Origin of the sequence: Poseidonibacter lekithochrous (genome assembly GCF_013283835.1) — a bacterium.
GTDB lineage: Bacteria > Campylobacterota > Campylobacteria > Campylobacterales > Arcobacteraceae > Poseidonibacter > Poseidonibacter lekithochrous.
Genome location: NZ_CP054052.1, coordinates 568,114 through 590,282, shown reverse-complemented (window position 1 = coordinate 590,282; position 22,169 = coordinate 568,114). Strand labels below are relative to the sequence as shown.

The window sequence follows — 22,169 nt, the reverse complement described above, 5'->3', positions numbered from 1 at the left end:
TAAATTTGCTAAATTATATCAAAACAAATATATCTAATTGTTTCTATTACTATTAGTATTTAATTTATTTTCAATTTTTTGATAAACTTGAGAGTACTCTTTAAATATCTTTTTATCTTTATTAGTAAGTTCAAGTTGATGAGCTTGTTTATTTTGACCTAATAAAATTAGTAAATTTATTTTATTTAATTCTTCATTTACTACATTTTTCTCTTTTAATATGTCTAAAGTCATTAAATGAGCTTCTTTTTTGTTTTCAATCAAGATGTCTAAAACACTTTTTAAATTATCTTCATAGGTATTTTTGAAAAAATTATTGAATGTATTATTTACATTAATTTCATTTAAATAAGTATTTTTTTGTGTATTAAATAAAGTTTTTGATGAATAATATGCTTTGTTCATTTTGTTATTATTTTTTACAAAATTATCGTTTAATCCTGTAAAACTCCTTTTTATGGATAAATTATAACATAAAATAAGCTATTTTATTATCGAATTTAAATTATTTTTATACATTGTATTTCTAAATAGGACAATTTTAGTCTTAATTAAAACTTAACTCGCTTGACACAAGTCAATTGATTATTCTTTTTTAAGTGATAAAATTTTCTCGTTAAAACATATAAAACTTATATAAAAGGAGAAGTTATGTCGCTTTCAAGAAGAGATTTTCTAAAGAGCTCGGCAGCCGCATCAGCAGCAGCAGCTATTGGTATGAACGTACCAAGTGAGTTAGAGGCAAAAGCTAACGCAGCCGAAGGTGGTTGGAGATGGGACAAGGCAGCTTGTAGATTCTGTGGTACTGGATGTGGTATCATGATGGCAACGAAAAATGGTAAGATCGTTGCAGTAAAAGGGGATCCAGCAGCACCTGTAAATAGAGGACTTAACTGTATCAAGGGATACTTTAATGCAAAAATCATGTATGGTGCAGATAGATTAAAGCAACCATTACTAAGAGTTAATGCTAAAGGTGAATTTGATAAAAAAGGTAACTTTGCACCTGTTTCATGGGAAAGAGCATTTGATGAGATGGAAGTTAACATCAAAAAAGCACTTAAGGCATCTGGTCCTGAAGGTGTTGGTGTATTCAGTTCTGGACAGTATACTGTTATGGAAGGTTATGCCGCTCAAAAGATGATGAAAGGTGGATTCAGATCGAATGCATTCGATCCAAATGCTAGACACTGTATGGCATCTGCCGTTGTTGGTTTCTACCAAACATTTGGTGTTGATGAGCCTTCTGGATGTTACGATGATATCGAGTTAACTGATACTATCTTAACTTGGGGATCAAACATGGCAGAAATGCACCCTATTTTATGGTCAAGAGTTACTGATAGAAAACTATCTGATCCTAAAAAAGTTAAAATCATTAACTTATCAACATACAGACACAGAACATCTGATATTGCTGATATCGAAATTATCTTCAAGCCAAACTCTGACTTAGCATTATGGAACTATATTGCTAGAGAGATTGTATATAACAACCCTGAAGCGATTGATTGGAAGTTCATTAAAGAACATATCGTATTCGCAGCTTCTCCAGTAAACATGGGTTACGGTATGAGAAGAAAAGGTGAGAAATCACTTGTTGAAGGTAAATATACTGATAAAGAAATGGAAACTATTTCTAAAGAAATGGAAAAAGTAGTTTCTAAAGATGAAGCACCTGCATTAGCACCTTACGGTTATAAAGAAGGTGATGTAATGGTTAATAAGCCAGCTGGATTAAAACACTGGGAAATTTCTTTTGAAGAATACAAAAAAGCATTAGAACCATATACAGCTGAATATACAACTCAAATTTCTAAAGGTAACCCTGACGAATCTGACGCGGACTTCATGAAAAAAATCAAAGAAATGGCTGACTTATATATTGAGAAATCAAGAAAAGTAGTTTCTTTCTGGACTATGGGTATGAACCAACATACAAGAGGTACGTGGGTTAATACATTAGCATACAACGTTCACTTCTTATTAAATAAACAAGCTAAGCCAGGTTCTGGAGCATTCTCATTAACAGGTCAACCATCTGCTTGTGGTACTGCTAGAGAAGTTGGAACATTTACACATAGATTACCAGCAGATATGATGGTAAAAAATGGTAAACATAGAAAAATTGTTGAAAATTCATGGCAAGTTCCAAACGGAACTATTAACCCAGTTGGAAACCAACACATCATGAAAATCCATAGAGATATTGAAGATGGTGTTATTAAATTTGCATGGGTAAATGTTTGTAATCCTTACCAAGATTCAGCTTCTGCATCTCACTGGATTAAAGCAGCTAGAGAAATGGATAACTTCATTGTAACTTCTGATGGGTACCCAGGTATCTCTGCAAAAGTTTCTGACCTTATTTTACCATCAGCAATGATGTATGAAAAATGGGGAGCTTACGGTAATGCTGAAAGAAGAACTCAACACTGGAGACAACAAGTTGTACCAGTTGGTGATTCAATGTCAGATATGTGGCAATGGGTTGAGTTATCAAAAAGATTTACTGTTAAAGATGTATGGGGTGAATATACATTAAGAGGTGGTAAAAAACTTCCAGATGTAATCGCTAAAGCTAAGAAAATGGGTTACGATGAAAATACAACTATGTATGACATTTTATTCGCAAATGATAGAGCTAAAGCATTCAAAATATCTCAAGATGATCCTATCCAAGCTGGATATGATAATACTGATGGTGTTGGTGATGCAAGAAACGTTGTTGGTTCTGACGGTAAAGTATTTAAAGGATACGGATTCTTTATTCAAAAATACTTATTCGAAGAGTATGCAGACTTTACAAGAGGTCATGCACACGATTTAGCTGACTTTGATACTTACCACAAAGTAAGAGGATTAAAATGGCCAGTTGTTGATGGTAAAGAAACTCAATGGAGATTTAATACTAAATACGATCCTTATGCTAAAAAAGCAAGTCCAGATAGTGACTTCGCATTCTATGGTAAATTAGCTAAGAAATTAGCTCAAGGTGACTTAAACGGTATTAAAGATAAAAACAAAAAATCTTTAAAAAACAAAGCGAAAATCTTTGCTAGACCTTATATGGATTACCCAGAAATGCCAGATACTGATTACCCAGTATGGTTATCAACAGGTAGAGTATTAGAGCACTGGCATTCAGGAACAATGACTATGAGAGTTCCAGAATTATACAGAGCAGTACCAGAAGCATTATGTTACATGCATCCAGAAGATGCTAAGAAATATGATGTTAAACAAGGTGCTTTATGTTGGGTTGAGTCTAGAAGAGGAAAAGTTAAAGCTAGAGTTGAAACTAGAGGTAGAAATAGACCTTCTAGAGGACTAGTATTTGTTCCTTGGTTCGATGAGAAAGTATTTATTAACAAAGTTTGTTTAGATGCTACTTGTCCACAGTCAAAACAAACAGACTTTAAAAAATGTGCGGTAAAAATTTATAAAGCATAATTAAGGAGGGTATATTGTCTTGAGCAATATTAATCCTCAAAGTAAAAAAGAGTCAAAAATGAAAGCGCAAGCAAAAGAACCTATGAGTGACAGAAGAAAGTTTTTCCTAAAGATTGCTAGAACAACAGGTCTAGCAGTTTTAGGAGCACTTACTTGGAGTGCCTATGTTGATGAAGTTAAAGCAACTGAGTTAATACTAAGACCTCCAGCTGCACTGAATGAGGAAGATTTTCTTGCAACATGTATTAAGTGTGGGATTTGTGTAGAAGCTTGTCCCTTTGATACACTTAAGCTAGCCAAACCAGGTGAGAATAAACCTCTTGGAACTCCTTATTTCGAGCCAAGAGACACTCCTTGTTATATGTGTCCAGATATTCCTTGTGTTCCGGTTTGTCCCACTGGAGCACTTGATATAAAATCTGTGCAAAATGAGAAAAAAGAGCTAGATATAAACAAAGCCGATATGGGTGTTGCAGTTGTTGATGATAATAGTTGTATTGCTTTTTGGGGTATTCAATGTGATGCTTGTTACAGAGCTTGTCCACTTTTAGGAGAAGCTATATCTGTAGAGTACACAAAGAACCCTAGAACAGGTAAACATGCCTTTTTAAAACCTATTGTTCATGCTGATGTATGTACAGGGTGTGGGTTATGTGAACAAGCCTGTGTAACAGAAAAAGCAGCAATTTTTGTACTTCCTAGAAAAGTTGCCGAAGGCAGAGCTGGGGATTATTACATCAAGGGCTGGGATAAAAATGATGAGAAAAGACTTGAAAACGCAACAAGTGAAGAAAATATCACTGGTATTAATGAAAAGTCTGCACTGGATTCTTTAAATAGTTCAATGGAGGATTTATACTAATGAAAACATTTTTTTCAAAATATAGATACCTTCTTGCTAGAAGAATTGTTCAAGTTTCGATTATGGTTTTATATGTAATAGCAAATATATATGGAATTAACGTATTAATGGGGAACTTAAGTTCGTCTCTTCTTATGGGTGTTATACCTTTAAGTGACCCTTATGCCGTTTTACAAATATTTGCGACAGGTGCAGTATTATCATTTGATGTGCTTTTAGGTGCTTTAATCATTGTTTTGTTTTATATGACAGTTGGTGGAAGAGCTTTTTGTTCTTGGGTATGTCCGGTAAATATGATTACGGACTTAGCAAACTACCTAAGAAGAAAATTTGGTTTTAATCAAGTTCAAAAAAAGCAACCAGCTTCTAGAAATATAAGATACTGGGTTATTGTTATAAGTTTAGTTATCTCATTTTTAATGGGAGTAGCAGCGTTTGAGTTAATATCGCCGATCTCTATGGTTCATAGAGGTATTATTTTCGGCTTTGGTTTTGGCTGGGCAGCAATACTTGTAATATTTCTTTTTGATTTGTTTGTTTTAAAAAATGGCTGGTGTGGTCATATATGTCCTCTTGGTGGAGCTTATTCACTAATAGGGAAGTTTAGTTTTATTAGAGTTCATCATAATGTTGATAACTGTACAGAATGTATGAAATGTAAAGAAGTTTGTCCGGAAGTTCAAGTTCTTTCAATGATTACAAAAGAATCAAAACCTGTATTAGGTGCTGAGTGTACAAATTGTGCAAGATGTATAGAAGTTTGTGATGATGATGCTCTTAATTTTTCAATAAAAAATTTAAAGAAGGAAAGACAAAATGAAGTTCAGTAAATTAACAATTTCAATTGCAGCCATCGCAGCAGTATTTACTGTTGGATGCGCTACAGCAGCAAAAACAGTAAGTGAAGAATCTTTAGGGTTAAGAAAGACAGATTTATATTCTGAATCTACTACAACTGGTGATAAAACACTATATAGTAAAGATGCAGCAGGTGGTTCTAAGAAAATTGCTAGAGCATTCCAAGATGCGCCACCAATGATTCCTCATGATACTGAAGGTATGTTACCAATTACTATTGATAACAACCAATGTACTATGTGTCACGAACCAACAGTTGCACCATCAATGGGAGCAACTCCAATTCCAAAGTCTCACTTTATGGACTTTAGACCAAAACACAACTTTGATGGTAAAACATTTACTAAATCAGTTGATAACATGAAAAATGAAGTTTCTGTTAAACCAATTTCACAATTAGCGGGTGCAAGATTCAATTGTAGCCAATGTCATGCTCCTCAAAGTACTGGTAAATTAGCTGTAGAAAATGATTTCGAAGCTGCTTATACTAGAGAAAATGGTGCATTCAAATCAAGCTGGGATGAAGTAATCCTAGACGATTTAGATACATTAAAAAAGTAATTGATTATGAAAAGAAGAGAGCTATTTAGCTCTCTTGCTTCATCCGTTAAAAACGAAAAGAAGCAAGAGAAGATAATAAGACCCCCATATTTTGAAGACGAATCTGTTTTTTTGACTAACTGTATAGAATGTGATGGAATATGTAGTACAGTTTGTGAAGAAAATATCATAATCATGCAAGAAGATAAAACTCCTAAATTAGACTTTACTAATAGTGGTTGTACTTATTGTGATGAGTGTGCAAATGCATGTCCCCATGATGTTTTATTACTTGAAAATAAAAAAAATATAGATGCTAAAATAGAGATAGATGTATTAAAATGTTTATCATGGAATCAAACAATGTGTTTCTCTTGTAAAGATCCTTGTTTAGATGATGCAATTGAGTTTATTGCTATGTTTAGACCAGAAATACAAGATAGTTGTACATCATGTGGCTACTGTATTAAAACTTGCCCAGTAGATGCTATAAAAATAGTATAAGCACTAATAAGGATATTTATGAATCTGTTTAAATTTGTTTTTTCAATTCTTTTACTTCTAAATCTTTTAAATGCAAAAGATATTAATCCAACTTTTACTTATATGGCAAAAGGTGGAGTTACGGATTTAGTTTATTCAGATAATAAACTATATGCGGCTACAGCTGCATCTAGTGTAGATATTTTTGATATAAAAACAAAAACAAAAATCAACTCAATCGTATTACCAAAAATTAAAGATTTCATGGGTGATATAATTGATTCTAAAATATACAGTGTTGATGTTTTAGGGGATAAAACACTAATCTTATCTCAGGGAGCAAAAGGTGGAAGAGCTGTTAATATTTATGCAAATAATCAGCTAAAAGAAATCATTTCTGCTAAAAAAAAGATGTATATTGCAAAAGCAAAATTCATTGATGAAAAAACAATTATTTTTGCCCTACTTTCTAATGAAGTTTATACATTTGATTTAGTAGAAAACAAGATATTAAAAATTAAACAAATAACCCACTCAAAATTCTCAAATTTTATTTTGACGGAAGATAAAAATAGTATCATCATAGCCGATGAAAGTGGAAATTTACATATGTTAAATTCTAGAACATTAGAAGATATTAGAACATTTGAAAATCAAAACTTAGATAATGTATTTCAAGTAGATACAAAAAATGGAGTTATTATAACAGCGGGTCAAGATAGAAGATCTGTTGTTTACCATTTGAATAATAGTACTGTATATTATAAAACAGCTTCTTTTTTAATATATAGTGCAGGATTAAGCCCTAGTGGAAAGCTTGCAGCTTATGCAAGTAATGAAAATAATGATGTTACAGTATTTAATACTGTTGACAAACATGACCTTCACACTCTAGTGCAAAACCCTGCAACATTATCAAATATCTTATTTATTAGTGAAAATGAGATTTTTGTTGCAAGTGACCATAAAAAAATAAATTATTATAAAATTGATTAAATTAAAGGATTAAATTATGAATATTTCTAGCATTGTAGTACAAACTTTACCAAAATATTTAGACGAAGTTGTTGAGTCATTAAAAAACTGTGATGTATGTGATTACCATTTACATGATGAAAAAGGAAGAATCATCATCACTATTGAAGGTGCTGGTGTAGAAGAAGAATTAAAGAAACTAAAAGTAGTTGAAAATATTCCTCATGTTGCAAGTGCTGATATGCAAATGGCATATAGTGAAGACGAATTAAGTGATCATATGGAAGTACTTGATAACGCTGAAATTGTTCCTAAAGTATTAAATGATAAAGATGTTGATCCAAGAGATATCGTTTATAATGGAGATTTAAAGAAAAAAGATTTAGAAGGTTTTGCAAGAACTTTTGATAAAACTGGTAAAGATAAATAACACATAACTTCCACAAAAATATTGTAAGATTAGTTTATGAAAAATATAAAACATATACTAATCTTATTCTTACTACTTAACCTCTCACTTTTTGCTTACTCATCAAAAGTAACAGCTGCTTATGCAATTGGAGTATTTGACGAACAAGGTAATGGCGAAAACGTACAACATATTAGAAAAACAAAAAATGACTATAATGGCACATGCTACTCTAAAATCGTTGTTTTTGGAAAATTACTAGGACAAACACCTAAAGTTAATATTGGAAGCTCTAAGGGGCATTATATGAAGTCTATACCTATATATAATAGAAACAAAATCAAAATTGCTCAAGAAATGACATTTAAACATTATAATTTAAAAAAAGGTTATTTTGAAGTTAGAGTGGGACAAAAACTTTTTGATACAAAAGTCTTTGTCAAATAAAGCTATTTACTAATTATTTCTTTTAAATACAGACTTAAAAGTTCTGATTTTAATATACTTACATGGGTCTCATTAAAACCATATACTAAAGCTGCTTTTTCTTGTGCTTTTTCAAATAATTGACTACTTAATGAAATAACTCCATCATTACTACTATCAAGAATTAAAGAGTTTTTACCCTTATATGCAAAAAATAAATAATGGTTCAAAGATTTTGGTAAATTCTTATTTAAAATATTAGTTTGAAAAGCACTTCCTGGTGCCATATTAGAAAAAGATGGTACGATATTTTTTCCATATTCTGCAAACTTTTGACCATTCCAAGGAGTAGCAATAGTTGAGAAACTTTTTATATCAATTTTATCTCCATAAACATTAATAAAACCTCTAGATACTAAACCACCCATACTATGAGCAATAATATTAATATCATTTATTTCATACTTATTTCTTAATTTTTCAAATGAGTACTTTAATCCATCAACTGCATAGTTTAGGTTTATACCAGTAGGATAAAAATAAACCATAGGCAAGTATTTTGTCTTATCTAAACTTTTAATTAAAAATTCAAAATCCCTAGGTGTTCCACTCATACCATGAACAAATAAAATTGGTGTTTTATCTTCACTAAATTTATCTAATAAATATAACCCTCCTCCATACTTAGAGAAGAATTCTAAAGGCTTCCATAAACCAATAATAGCTTTTTTTCTATCGAAAATAGTATCTTCGATTTTTGTCTCTCGTACTTCCCCAAACTTATCAAAAATTCCTTTTTGACCAAGAGAAGCAATTAATATATTATCATCTGATACTTCTATCTCATCATTTGATAATTTGATATCTAAATTTACAGTTTCATTTGTTTTTAGTTTTATTAAATTAGAGTAATATTCATAAGCAAAACGTTTTTGTTTTAAGACTTCTAAATTTTGACAAGCATATAAAAAATACGTTCCTTCAGTAACATTGAATTCAAATTTATTAGAGTTTGAATGAGAAGAAAAATCTATTAGTTTATAACTAGTTTCACTTTTTACATTTCCCTTAATATGTTTATACAAAATTACATATATATTTTTTGTACTTTTTTGATTTTTTAATATATTACCTTTAATGGTACTTTGATTATATTTATTTACAGCAAGATCAAACTTCAAATTTTTCCTGTTGTTAATACAACCTGATAAAAACAATATTAAAAATAAAATACTTAGTATTTTTATATATCTCACTTTTTTCCTCTTTCAATAACTTTATAATTATATTTATTATATCAGATTATAATTTAATAAATTTTATTCTTTATTTAACTAAAAGGGGGAAATATTTCAATAATAATTCTATTTTTACTTCTACTACTCTACTAAATATAAAAAGTAATTTTCTAAAAAATATTTTTACCACTAAGTAATCTATCAAAAATAGCTTGATTTTAATAATAAAGTAGCAAACTAGTAATTTAGTAGCTTATTAATTGTCCTTAATTACATTAATTAACTCTAAATTTTAAAATTCTTTTTATAAACGTAGCATTAAAGTAGCATTTTATAAATTTTTCTGCTATACTCTCTTTCATAAAACAAGAAGTTTTATCTATTATCTCTCCTTAGTTAAAAAAATTACGTAGCTGTAACAATTTTTTTCAGGATGAAACTTCTTTTTTATTCTCACTAATATTAAACAATCATAAATTTTTATTCTGTTTAAATAAGTTTTATTTGCATTCAATTTATAAAATATTTTTATATAAAACTTTAAGTGCGCGAAAGAAAAAGGGAAGTTGAGCGAACAACTTCCCTTTTTTTATATCTACTCTTTTGTATATTACATAATTAATTGTATTGGCATATAAAAATCTATTTCTAAAATTCCATTATTAAGAAGATTACGAGGATTCTTATATTCTACATAAGCAGGGAAGTTTCTCACTTCATAATCAGAAGAAGGTAACCATTTCATGTAAGTTAAATGCATTAATTTATATAAGGTAGAATGAGTACAAGTAAACTCAAACTTAGCAAATTTTCCTTCACTAACTTTACAACGCCCTACTTTACCACTACGAAATACATCTTTATCTGTTTTAATACAAGCTAAATATCTAGCTTTATTATAAGGAATAAAAGATGGATGATTATGAAATAAACCTACATATTTATGTGGTTCATCTAAAACGCCCATTTCTTCACACCAATCATGCATATGATTCCAAACAAAACTCATATCATCTTCATAACCATAAGTTCTCATATATATCATTGGAATACTTTGATTAGAAACTATTCTAGGATTTTCAATATTTAAATTTTCATCAACTTCTATCATAGATATACCATTTGAAGAAGACGTTGAATCTTTTACTTCATAACCTCCCTTTCTCCAATCTTTAGGAGTCATCGAGAACTTTTTCTTAAAAGCTGCACTAAATCCAGTGCCAGTAGAAAAACCAGAATCTTTTGCAATCATTTCAATTGTTTTATGTTGATTATAAAGCAATAAGTTTGATGCTTTTTCTAATCTAGTATTTCTAATATAATCATTTACACTTTCACCTGTTATCTCTTTAAATATTCTATGAAAATGAAATATAGAATATCCACTCTCATTTGCTAAATCATCAGCTGTAATATTTGCACCAAAATTATTATGTACATAGGCTAAAGCAAGATTTATTTGTTCAAAATGTGATTTACTTGTTATTGATTTCTTCATACTTATATTCTAACCCTATAAGAAGAATATATACCTTAAAACATAATAATCCAAAAAATAATTGAAAGTTTTCGCACAAATGATGGAATATTTTCGCAAAATATCACTTTTTTTCAAGCCTATAACTATATATAATTTAGACATATTTAAATTAAAATATATTATTGAATATAAAAATAAAAGGAAAAAAAATGAAAGCGATAGGATTTAAAACATCATACAAAATAGATAATAATGATAGTTTGATTGAATTTGAGATAAACAAACCTCAAGCACAAGAATACGATATTGTAGTAAAAATAAATGCTGTATCAATGAATCCAGTTGATACAAAAGTTAGAGCAAAAGCTGCTGTTAATATAGTATTAGATGAAGCAAAAATCCTTGGATATGATGCTGTTGGGATTATAGAAAGTATTGGGGAAAAAGTACAAAATCTAAAAGTTGGAGATAGAGTATATTATGCAGGAGATATTACAAGAAATGGTTCAAATAGTGAATATCAAGTAGTTGATTCAAGAATTGTTGCCATTGCACCTTCAACACTAACTGACGTTCAAGCAGCAGTATTTCCTCTAACTTCTCTAACAGCATGGGAAGCACTTTTTGATAGATTAAATGTAAATACAACAGAAAATAAAACAATACTTATAATAGGTGGTGCAGGAGGTGTTGGTTCAATTGCTACGCAGATTGCAAAAGCTAAAACAAATCTAAAAATTATTTCAACAGCCTCTAGAGAAGAGACTAGATCTTGGGTTAAATCAATGGGTGCACATTATGTAGCAAACCATAGAGATTTGGTTAATTCTGTTAAAGAATTAGGTTTTCAAAGTGTTGATTATATTTTTAATGTAGCAGATACAAAAGGTCATTGGGATGCCATGGGTGAGCTAATTACTCCACAGGGAAAAATTTGTTCAATTGTAGAGTTTGAGGGAGCATTAGATTTTTCTGTACTTAAATCAAAATCAGCAACTTTTGTTTGGGAATTTATGTTCACTCGTTCTATGTTTAAAACAGATGATATTCAAGAACAACACAATATTTTAAAATCAATGAGTGAACTAATAGATGAAGGAAAAATCAAAACTACATTAACACATACTATTGAAGGTTTTAATGCTCAAAATATAAAAGAAGCACATAGCTTAGTTGAAAGTGGCAAAACTATAGGAAAAGTTGCAATTGACTTTAAAGAACAAGGAAAATAAAATGATAAAAATCAATAAATACATGATAGGTTTATTTATAACCCTATCAACTACTCTATTTGCAAATAAAGTAGAAATAGCGCAAACTGTTGCACTATTAGATGAAAGACCAGGAAATATTGCTATTTCAAAAGAAGGAAGAATATTTTTAACTGTTCAACCACTTTTACACCCTAATACAAAAGCCTTAGAAATAAGTGCAATAGGAACAAATATAGCATATCCTAATACTAAATACTCAAAAGGCAAAGAATCTATTATAAAAGCTGCAATTGGGATTAAAATTGATAAGAATGATAATCTTTGGATTTTAGATTTAGGCGATAAAAAATTTGTTGTATGGGATACGAAAAAAAATAAACTCAAAAAAATCATCAAACTACCAGAAGCAGTATTAACACCTGCTAGTTTCTTACAAGATTTTGCATTCGATGAAAAAAGAAATAGAATCATAATTGCAGATATGACACAAGGTGATTTGAAAAGTGCACCTACTCCTGCATTTATTACAGTTAATACAATAACGGGAAAAGCAAAAAGAATAGCCCAAGGACATAGTTCTATGATGCCTGATTTTGAAGGTGGTTTTGCTTTAAACCCAATTGCCATTGATCCTACTTTTAAATGGGTTTATTATGGTGCACTTCATGGTAAAAAAATATATCGAATTCCAGCAAGTAGTTTTGATAATGAGAAAAATGTAATTAAAAATATAAAAGAATATGGAACAAAAACATATAGTGATGGAATAGCAGCAGATTCAAAAGGTAATGTATATATAACTGATATTCAAAATGATGCTATAGGATTAACTACTTCAAAAGAATATAAGATATTAGCAAAACTTCCTAAGGGTCAATCATGGGCAGATGGATTAACAATTGCAGCAAATGGTTATATTTATGCAACAGTAAATCAATTAAATAGAGCAGCAGCCTTAAACAATGGAAAAGAAGAAGGTGTTGGACCTTATTTAGTAGTAAAAATTAAAGCCATAAATTAATAAACATTAACACTCTAAATTTGATTTAGAGTGTTATTCTCTTCTATAAAAACAATAGCACAAATGATGGAAAAACTCCGCAATATATCACTTTTATTCAATAAACAAACTCAATATAATTAAAAGAAAAGGAAATCAAATGAAAGATTATCAAAAAAACATTATTTCTGGTTTTGAATTCTTACCAGCATTTGCATCTAATAATTATATTGAAATATATTCGCCTTTTGCACAAAAAGCAAAAGAGCATTTTTCTTATAGAAATTTAGATATTAGTAGTTTAAAAGAAGGTTCTATAATAATTTCATTATTAGGAATGAGTTCTGAAAGAAAAAAGATATTAGTAGATGAAATAAAATCATTTTTAAAAGAATCAAGACAAGAATTAATAACTAGTACCCTTAAAAAAAGAAATCATACTATTAGCTATTTATAAAAATTAAGGGAAGCAATTAAGTAAATAACTAGCTTCAAAAGAAGTTAGTTATTACCTAAGTTTATTACATATATTTTTTAAGTACTTCTGGAATTCTTACAGTTCCATCTTCATTTTGATAGTTTTCCATAATAGCTAATAGCGTTCTACCAACAGCTAATGATGAACCATTTAATGTATGAGTTAATACATTTTTCTTTCCATCTTTATATCTGATTTTAGCACGTCTAGATTGGAATTCTCTTGTATTAGAAATTGAAGAAATTTCTCTATATTTATTTTGACCTGGTAACCAAACTTCTAAGTCAATTGTTGTTGCAGCAGAGAAACCTAAATCACCTGTACATAATTGAACTTTTTGATGTGGTAAACCTAAAGAAGTTAATAAATCACTTGCACAATTTACCATCTTTTCAAATACTTCATCAGATTGTTCTGGTTTAGTAATAGCAACCATTTCAACTTTATCAAATTGATGTTGTCTAATTAATCCTCTAGTATCTCTACCAGCAGAACCTGCTTCTTTTCTGAAACAAGGAGTATAAGAAGTAAGTAACATTGGAAGTTCTTCATCTTTTAAAATCTCATCATTCATAAGATTTGTAAGTGATACTTCTGCAGTTGGAATAAGGTATAAATCTTCACCTTCAATTTTGAATAAATCATCTTCAAATTTTGGTAATTGACCAGTTCCTTGAAGTGCATTTGAGTTTGCCATAAATGGAACATACCACTCTTCAAAACCTCTTTCTCTATTGAAGTTAAGCATATAATTAATTAATGCTCTCTCCATTCTAGCTCCATCACCTCTTAGTGCTGCAAATCTAGATTTAGCTAATTTAACACCTTTTTCAAAGTCAATCCAACCATTATCTAAGTCCCAGTGTTCTTTTGCTTCAAAATCAAAAGTAGTTTTTTCACCAATAGTTTCTAAAACAACATTTTCATCTTCATCAGCACCATCAGGAACATTAGCATCAGCCATATTTGGAACACCAAGAGCAATTGAAGTAAGTTCTTCTTCTAAAACTCTAACTTCATCTTCTAAAGTTTGTTTGTTAGATTTAAGATCATTAATATTTGCTTGAAGTGGTGCAATATCAAGTCCCTCTTTTTTATATCGTCCAAACTCTTTTGATAATATCTTTTGCTCAGCAGTAACATTTTCCATCTCTTGTCTTTTTGCTTTTGCATTTTCAGAAATTGCATTTAAATTATCAAGAGTTTCTTGGTCAACACCTTTTCGTTTAAGGGCATTTGCCATATTTTTAAAATCTTTTTGTAGTTCTCTTACATCAATCATTTTAATCTTTCATATAAAATTTTCGCAATTATATCTAATTTTTTCTATGTGAAGGCTTTTTTATACACAATATCTTTTTTGCTTGTCATGATACAGAATTACTAAAGAGTACATTTATTCTATTTTGATTATGATTCTCAAAAATAACAGTAAATATCATTCTTTAAAATTTCTCTTTACTGCTTGTCTTGATTAAGGGTATGAAAAGATATACTTAAATATATTTTGATTATTATTCTCACTATTAGAACACAAGGTATGTAAAAAAGGAATAACATATGAAATTAAGTAAAATTGTATGTGCAAGTCTTCTTGGTTTATTAAGTATAAATAATGCTTTTGCCAATGAGAAACATGAATTAGGTGAAGTTACAATTACTGGTGAAAAAATTGAAAAATCGCTACAAGACACAACTACAAGTGTACAAGTATTCGATGAAACTTCATTTATAAATCATAGTAAATTAAATGATTTATATGACATTGTAGAACAATCTACAAATGTAAATAGATCAGGAAAATATGCTTTTAGTATTAGAGGTATTAATGCAACGGGAACCTATGGTTCATATGGAGGACCTAAGACTATTAATATTACTGTTGATGGGGTATCTCAAGGAACAAATGCTTCAAAACAAGGTGCAATCTCAACTTGGGATATGCAACAAGTTGAAGTATTAAAAGGACCACAATCAACTATTCAAGGAAGAAACTCTTTAGCTGGTGCTGTTGTATTTAAAACAAAAGACCCAGAGTTTGATGCAAATGGAGCAGTTCAAGTAGGATATGGCTCTTACAATAAAAAACAATTATCTGCTATGCAAACAGGAGCTATTACTGAAGATTTAGCATTTAGATTATCTGTTGATAGAACCCAATCTGATGGTTTTATTAAAAATGATTCTTTTAGAGGTGATAAATTTAATAAAAATGAAATTACTAATTTAAGAGGAAAACTTTTATATAACATTAGTGATGAAACAAGTGCTTTATTAACACTTAGTAAATTAACGTATGATGATTGGGGAAGCCATGTAGTTGCAGGTAATCCAAATGAGAGAAAAAGTGCTTTTAATACAGATGGGTATTACAATACAGATGCCCAGTCACACTCTCTTGAGCTTAATCATAATATAAATGATAAGTGGTCATTTACATCTCTTAGTGGTTTTTCAGATGAGAAATTTGATAGATTTAATGACTTTGATTATTTAGCAGGACAATCCGTTCTTAAGATTGATAGAGAAAATGACAGTATAAATCAAGAGTTAAGATTTACATATAAAGGTGACAGGTCTGAATCTATTATTGGGGTATATCACTCAAGTGGTAGTGGAATAGATAACCAAGATGCAAAAGAAGTTGATGCTTCTTTCTTATTTACAGGACTTAAGTTAGCTTATCAACAACAATTAAAAGAAGATTATAAAAACACTGCACTATTTTTTAATACAGATTATCATGTTACAGATAATTTAACATTAATTTTTGGAGCAAGACTAGATAAAGATCAAAGAGATAATAAAAACAATATTAGTACTCAAAGAACATCAACACATGGTGGAGCAAATAGTGTAATTGATGGAAGACTTGCAACTTTAGGAAATGGAAATATCCAAGCTAATACTGATACTACAAATTTCTTACCAAAATTAGGTCTTAATTATAAATGGTCTAATGATATTAGTACGGGACTTGTTTACTCAAAAGGTTATAGACCAGGTGGAATTTCTACAAACCCAGTAAAAGCAGAAGCTAATACTTTTGATGCAGAATATACAAATAACTATGAAGCATCATTTAGATCACAATGGTTAAATAAAAGATTAACTTTTAATGCAAATGTTTTCTACACAATATTTAAAGATCAACAAGTATCAGAACAAGGTACTTCAGGAAGTTCTTTTGATGTTCATATTGTAAATGCTGGAAAAAGTACTATGAAAGGTCTTGAACTAGAATCAAAATACCAAGCTAGTGATAATGTAGATTTATTTGGTTCACTTGGAATTATCAAATCAGAATTTGATGAATACAAAGATAAAAGTGGAAATGAACTTACTAAAACTCCTAACCTTACAGCAAATGTAGGAACTACATATAGAAATGACAGTGGATATTTCCTAGGAAGTAATATAACTTATACAGGTTCACAATTTGGAGATAGTGCCAATGAAAGAAAAATCAAAGGATACACTCTTGTAAATATGAAAGCTGGTTATGAAAGAGATGATTGGGGTTTATATGCATATGTAAACAATTTATTTGACAAAGATTATATGTTAAATAACTATGGTTCAGATAGATACGAAATGGGAGATCCTAGAGTAGTTGGTCTGAATTTCAAATACTACTGGTAAAAGATGCCTAGCAAGTCTAGGCTCTCTTATCTTAACAAAAAGGTTTAATTAGAAAGTTATGAATCAAATTAAAAAAAATATATTTATAAAAGACAATAATAATAAACTAGGAGCAATAAGGCTTAGTTTTGGAATTATTGGCTCCTTGATACTTGCATATTTAACAATCATGTTAATATCAAAACAACTAGATTACACTATCTTTGAAAATATTGTAATTGGAATTATTCTACTGCCATTTTTTTGGTCTGCTTATGGACTTTGGATTATTATGTCCATTACAAAATTCAATGCTATTTTAAAAACAATTATTCCCTTTATTGTTTTATACATACTCACATACACTTTAGGCTAAAAAATGAAAAAAAGACTATTCAATATACATAAATTAATAGGTGTTAATATCATCCTATTTTTCTTCCTTTCTCTATTCTTTGGGATTCTTACAATATTCCAACCTTATATTAATTTTTGGGAAGACTCAAAACAACATATATCAAAAATAAAAATTGAAGATATTAATCTAGATAAATGTTTTAAACAAATCACTAAAAGAACATATATAGATGAGAATGGAAAGAAAATGAGTAAGGATCTAATCAAACTTAATTTTCCAGCTAAAGAGGTAAAAGCTAATAACTTAATTAGAGTGAAAAATAGACCTAATTTTTATTTAGATCCACATACTTGTAAAAAAGTAAAACCTAAAAACTTCACTATTTCTAAATTATTTGATCAAATTCATACTGGTAGAATTTTTAATTCTTTAGTTTTTAGAATTATTTTTGGTTTCATGTCTGTGGCTGTTGTATTCTTAACATTAAGTGGTTTATATTTAGTTATTAAAAACCATTATAAAAATGCTAAAACTAAAACAGTAAAAGGCTTGTATGCTAAATATCATAGGCTTATTCTTTTATATACACTTCCTTTAGTATTTATGTTTGGTATTACAGGAGCATTGTTTAATCTAGGAGTATATAGTTCACCACTTATTACTAATTATTTAACAAATGGAGAAACATCAAATATATTAAAAGTAGATAGAAATATCTTATTTGATCCTGATTTAGAAGTAAGAGAATCTAATAGAGAAGTAAAATCCTTAAGCTTAAATACTTTATATACAAAAGCAAAAGAACAGTTTGATGATATTTCATTCTATGAAATGCAAGTATATAACTACAATGATGCAAATGCCAAAGTGAAATTTATTGGATATGAGCCTAATAACTATTTTATTAGCTCAGTTGGAAATGAAACCTATGTTGTTTTAGATGGAATTAATGCAAAAGTTCTAGATAAAAAAGTAGCAGATCAAGGAACATTTGCTGAAAAGACTTTGGATTCTATTTTCTACTTACACTATTTAAGAACATTTTCTGATATTCCTAGAATTATATTTGGGCTAATTAGTCTTACAATATTTATTGGATTAGTCTTTGCTATGGTTTTATGGCTAGAGAGAAGTAAAAAAGATAGTTTTTCATATAAAGTAATCAAACCTTTAAGTTTTACTATTATGTTAGGTTCACTTTTAAGTGCATCAACACTGTTTGCAACAACTTGGCTAATACCTAAAAAATATATGTATTTTAACTTTTTAGATAAATTACAAAATACTCAAGAGATACTATTTTATGCAGTTTATTTTTTACTTTTTATTTATATTTTAATGAAAAAAGATTTATTTATAATTACAAAAAATAGTTTTAAACTAAGTGCCCTACTTTTAATAGTTGCAGTTATATCACATGGAATAATGAGTGGTTATACCTTGTTTAACTCTTATTATAGTGGCTTAACAGAAATATTTTTTACAGATTTAGTATTAATATTTGTTGCCTTATTATTTTTATTATTCTCAAGTAAACTCAACGAGAAATACTTTATAAAACACTCATAAAATTTAAAGCTATATCAACAAAAAATAGTTGATATAGCACAGAATAAAAACCCTAATTAAAATAAGTTAATTTTACTTGTCATGATAAAAGAATACATAAGTATTTTTTTATCTAATTTTGATTATGATTCTTATAATTGTTAAATGTGATTTTATTGTCATTTATTATTACTATAATCACAAAAATACTTCAATAGATACACCAAAAGGAAAAGAATGAGAAAAATGTATAAAACATTGTTTGTTTTAGCAAGTTTACAATTGGTTTTATTTGCAAATCAGATTGATAAATCTGTAACTGTAATAGAAAAAACTAATAATCAATTAAAATCTTATCAAAGAAAAATAGATAAAAATGAGGATATTAGAGAAGGTCTTCTAAATGAATATAAATACACTAATAGTTCAATTAAAAGTACTAAAACTTATAACGAACAATTAAGAAAAATCATTAGTTCACAAGAAACTGAAATTGCAAGTTTAGATCAACAAATTATTGATATTGAGCAAACTCAAAAAAATATCTTTCCCTTGATGATTAATATGATTAAATCTTTAGAGACATTAGTAAATCAAGATACACCATTTTTATTAACTGAAAGATTAGACAGAGTAAAAAGATTAGAATCTACATTAAATAAAGCTGATATTCAAACACATGAAAAATACAGAATTATTCTTGAAGCCTTTAAAATTGAATATGATTATGCAAAAACTATTGAAGCATACCAAGATAAAATCAATGACAAAACATATAATTTCTTAAGACTTGGAAGAGTTGCATTATATTATCAAAGCTTAGATTTAAAAGAGTACGGATACTACAATAAAGAGACTCAATCATGGGATATTATTGAAGATAGTGTATCTAAATCAAATATTAGAAAAGCAATAAAAATAGCTAAAAAACAACAAAATGTTGACTTCTTAAACCTTCCATTCTTAGCTAAAAAGGAATCTAAATGATTAAATATATATTAACTCTATGTCTTGCTTCAACTTTAGCATTTTCTTTAAATCTTGAGGGTTTACTTCAAAGTGTAAAAAATGATGCAAATAAAGAATTACAAGTTGAAAAACAAAGACTACAAGAGTTCATTGATAATAAAAATGAACAAGCAACACTATTAAGTAAAAGTAAAAAGATTCTAAGCCAAGAAGAAGCAGAAAGTGAAAAACTTAAAAAAATTATTGATGCTAATGAACTTTTACTTGAAGAGAAAGAGACTGAACTAAGTACTAAAGCTGCAAGTTTAGGACAAATGTTTGGAAGTGTAAGACAATCATCATCTGATTTTTTAACAAACTTTCAAAACTCTCTTACAGCATCACAAGATCCTTTAAAAGAAGAGATTTTTACAAAGTTCGCAAACTCTAAGAAACTTCCAAACTTAGAAGAACTTACATTATTTTGGCACTCAATGCTTGATGAAATTATCAAATCTGGAAATATTTCACAATATGAAACAAATGTGATTTTAAATACAGGTGTTAAAGTTAATGAAGAAGTTACAAGAGTTGGATTATTTGCAGCAGTTTCAAATGGAAAATATTTAACTTACTCAAATGATATGAAATCATTAGTTGAATTAGCAGTACAACCAAACTCAAATGTATTATCAGATGCAAGAGCTTTTGAAAAATCAAATACAATTGAAAATATTACAGTTGATCCTACAAGAGGAACTCTATTTGAAATGATTGAAAACAACCCAACTATTCTTGATAGAGTAAATCAAGGTGGTATTGTTGGATATGTTATTTTAGCTTTAGGTGGACTTGGATTATTAGTGGCACTTTATAAAATGATTGTATTAAATATTTCATCTATCAAAATCAAATCTCAAATTAAAAATATAGATAAACCAAAAACAAATAACTCATTAGGAAAAATTGCAGATATTTTCTATAAGAATGTAAATGATTCTATTAATGACTTAGAAATTAAAATTGGTGAAGCAATATTAAGAGAAACAAACAATATTAAAAAAGGTCAAAGTTTTGTAAAACTTCTAGCAGCTGTTACTCCACTTCTTGGATTATTAGGAACTGTTACAGGAATGATTGCAACTTTCCAAGCAATTACTTTATTTGGTACTGGGGATCCAAAATTAATGGCAGGTGGTATTTCAACTGCTCTTATTACAACAGTATTAGGTCTTATTACAGCAATACCACTTCTATTTGCATATACATATATCTCATCTAAATCAGAAGAGTTAGTATCTATTTTAGAAGAACAAAGTATTGGATTATTAGCAAAAACGTTGAAATAAAATGATTGAATTATATATAGATGATTTATTAGCCTTCTTTGATAAAGGAGGCTTTGTATTATACATCGTATTTGCCATTGCTATTTTTTTATGGACATTATTAATTGAGCGATATATTTATATTAGCTTTGAGTATAAAAAACATAAAAAAGCCATTTTAGAAGATATTAAAAATGTAAGTAAAAACAATAAATTTAAAGATGAGATAAAAAGATATTTAGTTGAAGACTCAAATATTAGATTAAAAACTGGTCTTGATTTTATTAAAACACTAATCATTGTTTGTCCCCTAGTAGGACTTTTAGGAACTGTTACTGGAATGATTGAAGTATTTGATGTTATGGCAATAACAGGAAGTAATAACGTTAAATCAATGGCAAATGGTGTTTCTATGGCAACTATTCCAACAATGGCAGGGATGGTTATAGCACTAAGCGGAATACTTTTTGAAAAAAGATTAGAGTTATCAATAAAGTATCACAAACAAAAACTAGAACTTGAACTATCAAAGGTAATATAAATGAGAAGATTTTCACAAAAAGCTCACAAAGAAGAGACAGAAATCAACCTAACACCAATGCTTGATGTAGTTTTTATTATGCTAATTTTCTTCATTGTTACAACATCATTTGTAAAAGAAGCAGGTATTGAAGTAAATAGACCAAGCGCAAAATCAGCAGAACAAAAAAGTAAAGCAAATATTCTTATTGCAATTAGAAACAATAATGAAATATGGATTGATAAAAGAATGGTAGATGTAAGATCTGTAAGAGCCAATATAGAAAGACTAAAAGCTTCTAATTCTCAAAGTTCAGTAGTTATTCAATCAGATACAGAAGCTAAGACTGGTACTTTAGTTCAAGTAATGGATCAGATTAGATTAGCAGGGATTTTTAATATCTCTATTTCAACATTAAGAGATAATTAGT

The 22,169-nt window shown here is 28.9% G+C and carries 22 protein-coding genes; 18 read left to right on the top strand and 4 right to left on the bottom strand.

All coding sequences use genetic code 11. The annotated features are described in order from the left end of the window. Nucleotides 1-33: 33 nt before the first annotated feature. Nucleotides 34-405: a hypothetical protein gene (locus ALEK_RS02875; protein ID WP_071626320.1), complete on the bottom strand. Its 372-nt coding sequence runs from the start codon at nucleotides 403-405 to the stop codon at nucleotides 34-36. 246 nt (nucleotides 406-651) lie between these two features. On the opposite strand from ALEK_RS02875, the gene napA reads away from it, so the two are divergent. From napA to ALEK_RS02835, 8 genes are read left to right on the top strand one after another with little or no spacing between them, the layout of a single operon-like run. Beyond that, complete coding sequence (gene napA, locus ALEK_RS02870; protein WP_071626321.1) at nucleotides 652-3,453, top strand: nitrate reductase catalytic subunit NapA; 2,802 nt, start codon at nucleotides 652-654, stop codon at nucleotides 3,451-3,453. A gap of 58 nt (nucleotides 3,454-3,511) precedes the next feature. Further along, nucleotides 3,512-4,315 (top strand): ferredoxin-type protein NapG, encoded by an 804-nt coding sequence (gene napG, locus ALEK_RS02865; RefSeq protein ID WP_071626478.1) that lies wholly within the window; start codon nucleotides 3,512-3,514, stop codon nucleotides 4,313-4,315. Then, nucleotides 4,315-5,145 (top strand): quinol dehydrogenase ferredoxin subunit NapH, encoded by an 831-nt coding sequence (napH, locus tag ALEK_RS02860; protein WP_071626322.1) that lies wholly within the window; start codon nucleotides 4,315-4,317, stop codon nucleotides 5,143-5,145. The genes napG and napH overlap by 1 nt, the downstream gene beginning before the upstream one ends. Beyond that, nucleotides 5,132-5,734, top strand: coding sequence for a nitrate reductase cytochrome c-type subunit (locus ALEK_RS02855; RefSeq protein WP_071626323.1), 603 nt, complete (start codon nucleotides 5,132-5,134; stop codon nucleotides 5,732-5,734). The genes napH and ALEK_RS02855 overlap by 14 nt, the downstream gene beginning before the upstream one ends. 6 nt (nucleotides 5,735-5,740) lie before the next feature. Next, nucleotides 5,741-6,217: a ferredoxin-type protein NapF gene (locus ALEK_RS02850; protein ID WP_071626324.1), complete on the top strand. Its 477-nt coding sequence runs from the start codon at nucleotides 5,741-5,743 to the stop codon at nucleotides 6,215-6,217. A gap of 18 nt (nucleotides 6,218-6,235) precedes the next feature. Further along, entirely contained in the window at nucleotides 6,236-7,192 is a 957-nt protein-coding gene (locus ALEK_RS02845; RefSeq protein WP_071626325.1) for a hypothetical protein, read from the top strand. 16 nt (nucleotides 7,193-7,208) lie between these two features. Beyond that, entirely contained in the window at nucleotides 7,209-7,601 is a 393-nt protein-coding gene (locus ALEK_RS02840; protein WP_071626326.1) for a chaperone NapD, read from the top strand. Nucleotides 7,602-7,637: 36 nt separating this feature from the next. Continuing rightward, complete coding sequence (locus ALEK_RS02835; RefSeq protein ID WP_071626327.1) at nucleotides 7,638-8,027, top strand: hypothetical protein; 390 nt, start codon at nucleotides 7,638-7,640, stop codon at nucleotides 8,025-8,027. Between the two features lie 2 nt (nucleotides 8,028-8,029). On the opposite strand, the gene ALEK_RS02830 is transcribed toward ALEK_RS02835, so the two are convergent. Both ALEK_RS02830 and ALEK_RS02825 read right to left on the bottom strand, forming a co-directional pair. Further along, nucleotides 8,030-9,187: an esterase/lipase family protein gene (locus ALEK_RS02830; RefSeq protein WP_071626328.1), complete on the bottom strand. Its 1,158-nt coding sequence runs from the start codon at nucleotides 9,185-9,187 to the stop codon at nucleotides 8,030-8,032. Between the two features lie 667 nt (nucleotides 9,188-9,854). Further along, nucleotides 9,855-10,742, bottom strand: coding sequence for an AraC family transcriptional regulator (locus tag ALEK_RS02825; protein ID WP_071626329.1), 888 nt, complete (start codon nucleotides 10,740-10,742; stop codon nucleotides 9,855-9,857). A 191-nt stretch (nucleotides 10,743-10,933) separates the two neighbouring features. On the opposite strand from ALEK_RS02825, the gene ALEK_RS02820 reads away from it, so the two are divergent. The 3 genes from ALEK_RS02820 (at nucleotide 10,934) to ALEK_RS02810 (ending at nucleotide 13,395) form a co-directional block, all read left to right on the top strand. Further along, nucleotides 10,934-11,956 carry a zinc-binding alcohol dehydrogenase family protein gene (locus tag ALEK_RS02820; RefSeq protein WP_071626330.1) on the top strand — a complete coding sequence of 341 codons (1,023 nt, stop codon included), beginning with the start codon at nucleotides 10,934-10,936 and terminating at the stop codon, nucleotides 11,954-11,956. Between the two features lies 1 nt (nucleotide 11,957). Then, entirely contained in the window at nucleotides 11,958-12,959 is a 1,002-nt protein-coding gene (locus ALEK_RS02815) for an L-dopachrome tautomerase-related protein (protein ID WP_071626331.1), read from the top strand. Nucleotides 12,960-13,098: 139 nt separating this feature from the next. Beyond that, nucleotides 13,099-13,395 (top strand): hypothetical protein, encoded by a 297-nt coding sequence (locus ALEK_RS02810; protein WP_071626332.1) that lies wholly within the window; start codon nucleotides 13,099-13,101, stop codon nucleotides 13,393-13,395. Between the two features lie 64 nt (nucleotides 13,396-13,459). On the opposite strand, the gene serS is transcribed toward ALEK_RS02810, so the two are convergent. Then, nucleotides 13,460-14,698 (bottom strand): serine--tRNA ligase, encoded by a 1,239-nt coding sequence (serS, locus tag ALEK_RS02805; protein ID WP_071626333.1) that lies wholly within the window; start codon nucleotides 14,696-14,698, stop codon nucleotides 13,460-13,462. A gap of 278 nt (nucleotides 14,699-14,976) precedes the next feature. Here serS and ALEK_RS02800 point away from each other — a divergent pair, with 278 nt between their 5' ends. The 7 genes from ALEK_RS02800 to ALEK_RS02770 all read left to right on the top strand — a co-directional run bounded on the left by ALEK_RS02800 (nucleotide 14,977) and on the right by ALEK_RS02770 (nucleotide 22,168). Next, on the top strand, nucleotides 14,977-17,058 hold the full coding sequence (locus ALEK_RS02800) for a TonB-dependent receptor (RefSeq protein ID WP_071626334.1): 2,082 nt from the start codon (nucleotides 14,977-14,979) through the stop codon (nucleotides 17,056-17,058). A 58-nt stretch (nucleotides 17,059-17,116) separates the two neighbouring features. Then, nucleotides 17,117-17,413 carry a hypothetical protein gene (locus ALEK_RS02795; RefSeq protein ID WP_071626335.1) on the top strand — a complete coding sequence of 99 codons (297 nt, stop codon included), beginning with the start codon at nucleotides 17,117-17,119 and terminating at the stop codon, nucleotides 17,411-17,413. 3 nt (nucleotides 17,414-17,416) lie between these two features. Further along, entirely contained in the window at nucleotides 17,417-18,964 is a 1,548-nt protein-coding gene (locus ALEK_RS02790; protein WP_071626336.1) for a PepSY-associated TM helix domain-containing protein, read from the top strand. Between the two features lie 216 nt (nucleotides 18,965-19,180). Further along, nucleotides 19,181-19,930 (top strand): DUF3450 domain-containing protein, encoded by a 750-nt coding sequence (locus ALEK_RS02785; protein ID WP_071626337.1) that lies wholly within the window; start codon nucleotides 19,181-19,183, stop codon nucleotides 19,928-19,930. Further along, nucleotides 19,927-21,240, top strand: a complete 1,314-nt coding sequence (locus tag ALEK_RS02780; protein ID WP_071626338.1) for a MotA/TolQ/ExbB proton channel family protein — start codon at nucleotides 19,927-19,929, stop codon at nucleotides 21,238-21,240. Before ALEK_RS02785 ends, ALEK_RS02780 begins: the two co-directional genes overlap by 4 nt. Nucleotide 21,241: 1 nt before the next feature. Then, nucleotides 21,242-21,760: a MotA/TolQ/ExbB proton channel family protein gene (locus tag ALEK_RS02775; protein ID WP_071626339.1), complete on the top strand. Its 519-nt coding sequence runs from the start codon at nucleotides 21,242-21,244 to the stop codon at nucleotides 21,758-21,760. Next, nucleotides 21,761-22,168 (top strand): ExbD/TolR family protein, encoded by a 408-nt coding sequence (locus ALEK_RS02770; RefSeq protein WP_071626340.1) that lies wholly within the window; start codon nucleotides 21,761-21,763, stop codon nucleotides 22,166-22,168. The last annotated feature ends 1 nt before the right edge of the window (nucleotide 22,169 follow it).

What these genes read in the sequence shown, in the direction of transcription:
- ALEK_RS02840 (WP_071626326.1), top strand. Translation starts at nt 7,209, where the DNA reads ATGAATATTTCTAGCATTGTAGTACAAACTTTACCAAAATATTTAGAC.
- napG (WP_071626478.1), top strand. Translation starts at nt 3,512, where the DNA reads ATGAAAGCGCAAGCAAAAGAACCTATGAGTGACAGAAGAAAGTTTTTC.
- ALEK_RS02800 (WP_071626334.1), top strand. Translation starts at nt 14,977, where the DNA reads ATGAAATTAAGTAAAATTGTATGTGCAAGTCTTCTTGGTTTATTAAGT.
- ALEK_RS02795 (WP_071626335.1), top strand. Translation starts at nt 17,117, where the DNA reads ATGAATCAAATTAAAAAAAATATATTTATAAAAGACAATAATAATAAA.
- napH (WP_071626322.1), top strand. Translation starts at nt 4,315, where the DNA reads ATGAAAACATTTTTTTCAAAATATAGATACCTTCTTGCTAGAAGAATT.
- ALEK_RS02825 (WP_071626329.1), bottom strand. Translation starts at nt 10,742, where the DNA reads ATGAAGAAATCAATAACAAGTAAATCACATTTTGAACAAATAAATCTT.
- ALEK_RS02835 (WP_071626327.1), top strand. Translation starts at nt 7,638, where the DNA reads ATGAAAAATATAAAACATATACTAATCTTATTCTTACTACTTAACCTC.
- ALEK_RS02855 (WP_071626323.1), top strand. Translation starts at nt 5,132, where the DNA reads ATGAAGTTCAGTAAATTAACAATTTCAATTGCAGCCATCGCAGCAGTA.
- ALEK_RS02820 (WP_071626330.1), top strand. Translation starts at nt 10,934, where the DNA reads ATGAAAGCGATAGGATTTAAAACATCATACAAAATAGATAATAATGAT.
- ALEK_RS02785 (WP_071626337.1), top strand. Translation starts at nt 19,181, where the DNA reads ATGAGAAAAATGTATAAAACATTGTTTGTTTTAGCAAGTTTACAATTG.
- ALEK_RS02775 (WP_071626339.1), top strand. Translation starts at nt 21,242, where the DNA reads ATGATTGAATTATATATAGATGATTTATTAGCCTTCTTTGATAAAGGA.
- ALEK_RS02875 (WP_071626320.1), bottom strand. Translation starts at nt 405, where the DNA reads ATGAACAAAGCATATTATTCATCAAAAACTTTATTTAATACACAAAAA.
- ALEK_RS02770 (WP_071626340.1), top strand. Translation starts at nt 21,761, where the DNA reads ATGAGAAGATTTTCACAAAAAGCTCACAAAGAAGAGACAGAAATCAAC.
- ALEK_RS02850 (WP_071626324.1), top strand. Translation starts at nt 5,741, where the DNA reads ATGAAAAGAAGAGAGCTATTTAGCTCTCTTGCTTCATCCGTTAAAAAC.
- ALEK_RS02845 (WP_071626325.1), top strand. Translation starts at nt 6,236, where the DNA reads ATGAATCTGTTTAAATTTGTTTTTTCAATTCTTTTACTTCTAAATCTT.
- ALEK_RS02815 (WP_071626331.1), top strand. Translation starts at nt 11,958, where the DNA reads ATGATAAAAATCAATAAATACATGATAGGTTTATTTATAACCCTATCA.
- ALEK_RS02790 (WP_071626336.1), top strand. Translation starts at nt 17,417, where the DNA reads ATGAAAAAAAGACTATTCAATATACATAAATTAATAGGTGTTAATATC.
- ALEK_RS02780 (WP_071626338.1), top strand. Translation starts at nt 19,927, where the DNA reads ATGATTAAATATATATTAACTCTATGTCTTGCTTCAACTTTAGCATTT.
- ALEK_RS02810 (WP_071626332.1), top strand. Translation starts at nt 13,099, where the DNA reads ATGAAAGATTATCAAAAAAACATTATTTCTGGTTTTGAATTCTTACCA.
- serS (WP_071626333.1), bottom strand. Translation starts at nt 14,698, where the DNA reads ATGATTGATGTAAGAGAACTACAAAAAGATTTTAAAAATATGGCAAAT.
- napA (WP_071626321.1), top strand. Translation starts at nt 652, where the DNA reads ATGTCGCTTTCAAGAAGAGATTTTCTAAAGAGCTCGGCAGCCGCATCA.